The sequence below is a fragment of the Enhygromyxa salina genome (assembly GCF_002994635.1).
GTDB lineage: Bacteria > Myxococcota_A > Polyangia > Nannocystales > Nannocystaceae > Plesiocystis > Plesiocystis salina_B.
Window position 1 is genome coordinate 1 of record NZ_PVNL01000170.1, and the last position, 2768, is coordinate 2768.

Annotated in this window: 4 protein-coding genes; all 4 read right to left on the reverse strand. The window is 66.9% G+C overall.

Annotated features, from left to right (window positions below; translation table 11 throughout):
- The coding region (locus ENSA7_RS41260) for a hypothetical protein (protein WP_181234640.1) at positions 1-336 on the reverse strand (336 nt) is incomplete at its 3' end.
- Positions 337-371: 35 nt separating this feature from the next.
- Positions 372-701 (reverse strand): hypothetical protein, encoded by a 330-nt coding sequence (locus tag ENSA7_RS42865; RefSeq protein ID WP_146158748.1) that lies wholly within the window; start codon positions 699-701, stop codon positions 372-374.
- A gap of 27 nt (positions 702-728) precedes the next feature.
- On the reverse strand, positions 729-1028 hold the full coding sequence (locus tag ENSA7_RS41270) for a hypothetical protein (RefSeq protein ID WP_106094931.1): 300 nt from the start codon (positions 1026-1028) through the stop codon (positions 729-731).
- A 4-nt stretch (positions 1029-1032) separates the two neighbouring features.
- The coding region (locus ENSA7_RS41275) for an RHS repeat-associated core domain-containing protein (RefSeq protein ID WP_181234642.1) at positions 1033-2768 on the reverse strand (1736 nt) is incomplete at its 5' end.

Genomic DNA, 2768 nt, shown 5'->3' on the forward strand with positions numbered 1-2768 from the left:
CGTCTCGCGCGCGTCGGCTTCGCTGTACCGGTACACGCGATCCTGATCCGCGTCGTACTCGAAGGCGATCAACCCCGCGTGACCGTCGAGCTCGGCCGGCTTGTCGAACGCGGTGTACGCCAGCGTGGCCGGCCGCGCGCCGGTGCGGGCGAGCAAGTTGCCGTTGCCGTCCCACTCGTGCCCGCTGCCATCCGCGACCGCGAGCCGGCCGTCGGCGTCATACTCGTACTCGCCCCGGTCCGTGGCGAACACCAGGCTGCCCAGGCTGTCGTACGCAAAGTGTCGATCGTGGGTCTGCTGCGCGTGGGTGGTGTGCACCGCCGCGACGCGATGCAAGTAGTCGTACTCGAACGCCTCGTGCTGATCGTGGATCAGATCTTCGCGGCCCGCGAGCGTGCCGTCGGCGTTCCACTGGTAGGCCAGCGACTGCAGCGTCCCGCCCAGCTCGGAGCTGGTCTCGATCGTCCGCGTGAACTCGCGCAGGACGGGTCGAGGACGAAGCTGCCGTCCTCGAGAGGGATGGCATGAAGGCTCTCCGAGCCGATTGGCGGAGATCCGTTTTCGTTCGGCTCCAGCTCAAACACAATCTTCACCGTTCGGTTCATGCTCATTCGATCGCGCCGCTTGCCCCACACGTCGAAGGACATGCGCTGCTCGACGACGCCCAGTTCGTCGCTGACGGTGTCGGTCGGTCGACCCAAGGTGATCGATTTTCTTGCGAGCCACCACTAGTAGGCGGCGTCATCCTCGTCGGGGGACAGACTGCGACGCCAAGGCTCGCCCAGCCCGGAGCGTTCGGCCTCCCATCCTGGCTCGAGATCCAGTACCTCACGGAGGGCGGGGTCGTCGTCGATGACGTGTCCGATCCCCACGACGCGGTAGTCGTCTCCGCTGTCCTTGTGGGGGCTCCCGCAGTACAAACCCCAATCACCGTCAGCACCTCGGCAGACCAGCAGAACGGGCCGCTCGTGTTTGAAAACATGTACGCAGATGTACGATTTGAGATGGTAGTCAAATTCCTGGTTCATGACTTTACTTTGGCTTTGGCCCCGACCACTCACCTGGGGTCTTTGCCCCTTTTGAGCGGTTGCACGTGCGACAGGAGACCCTGATGTTGTCTGGTCCCGATCCGCCGCCTCGCGACCAGGGCTGGACATGGTCGTACTCTTTGGAGTTGGGCGCTCCTGAGGATTCTCGGACTTCCTTACCACAGTAGTCGCAACGCTTCACGCCGTCAGGACCGGTCGCAATATCATCGGCAGCTCGCTTGGCGGGGGCGCGTGCACGGCGAGGTTCCCTGGCGACGGCACCAGCGGCCTTCTCCTTCTTCCTCTTCAGCGTCCCCGCGACCAGCGGCAACGCCTCTTTGCCTCCGCGCCGCGAGACGACGTTGACGCCGCCCTCGATCAGCGCCCCCACCGCCTCGGCGTCGCCGCCGATCATGAACAGCGTGATCTCGATCGAGATCACGACGTAGGTCGGCGGATCCTGCATGACCTGCGAAACCCGGTCGGCGGTCTCGGCGGACACGTTCAACCGGCGCCGCTCCTGCGACGGCCCCTCGGAAGGCAGCATGCTGTCGGTGAAGCCCTCGAGCGGGTGCGGCGTGGTCACGCCCGCGCCAGGCGTCAGCGACTTCACGCCGTCGAGCATGAAGCCCGCGATCAGCCCGGAGATCGACGGCCCACCGCTCGGCGGGAGCGCGTCGCCGCGCGGGGGCTTACCGCCCGCGCCTGGGCCCTGCTCGCCAGCCGCTTGGCTGGCCTTCGGCTCCGCGCTGCCGCCGGGTTGCATCTCGCGCGGTTTGGGTGGGCCTTGTGTGGTTGTACCGCGGCCCTCCATACCTTTCGCGTCGCGCTCCGGAGGTTTGGCTTGCTCAGAGTCGGCGTCCCCCGCGGGCCTCTCCGTCGGCTCAAACCCGCTCGGATCCGTGCGCGAAAGCGGCTGGTTGAGCACGTACGCGTAGCGGTTCCACCCCTGCGTGCTGTTCGGCGCGACCACGAAGGGATCCGCGCTCGCCATCCGCCCCAGCTGCGGGTCGTACATGCGCCCGCCCATGTTGAGCAACCCGCCGTCTTCTTGCGCTTCGTGCCCGGTGTACCCCAAGTTCACGGCGCCGAGCTGCGCGAACTCGTCGGGCAAGCTCCAGTCCTCGGCGTCGCGCCGCTTGCCCCACACGTCGAAGGACATGCGCTGCTCGACCACGCCCAGCTCGTCGCTGACGGTGTCGGTCGATCCGAGATGATCGACGTGCAGGTAGTGGGTGGTCCGAGTCGCGTTGACGCCGTCGTCGGTGTCGACGACGCTGGCCACGATCCGCTCGATCCCCGGCACATAGTAGTGATGCTGGGTCACGCCCGTGAGCTCGTCGCGGTGGCGCTGGTACAGCTCGGTCACGTAGATCGTCTCGCGCGCGTCGGCTTCGCTGTACCGGTACACGCGAGCCTGATCCGCGTCGTACTCGAACGCGATCAGCCCGGCTGAGGTGGCGAGCTCGGCCGGCTTGTCGAAGGCCGTGTACGCCAGCGTGGCCGGCCGCGCGCCGGTGCGGGCGAGCAAGTTGCCGTTGCCGTCCCACTCGTGCCCGCTGCCGTCCGCGACCGCGAGCCGGCCGTCGGCGTCATACTCGTACTCGCCCCGATCCGTGGCGAACACGAGGTTGCCCAGGCTGTCATAGGCGAAGTGGCGCTCGTGGGTCTGCTGCGCGTGGGTGGTGTGGACGGACGCGACGCGATGCAGAAAGTCGTACTCGAAGGTCTCGTGTTGTC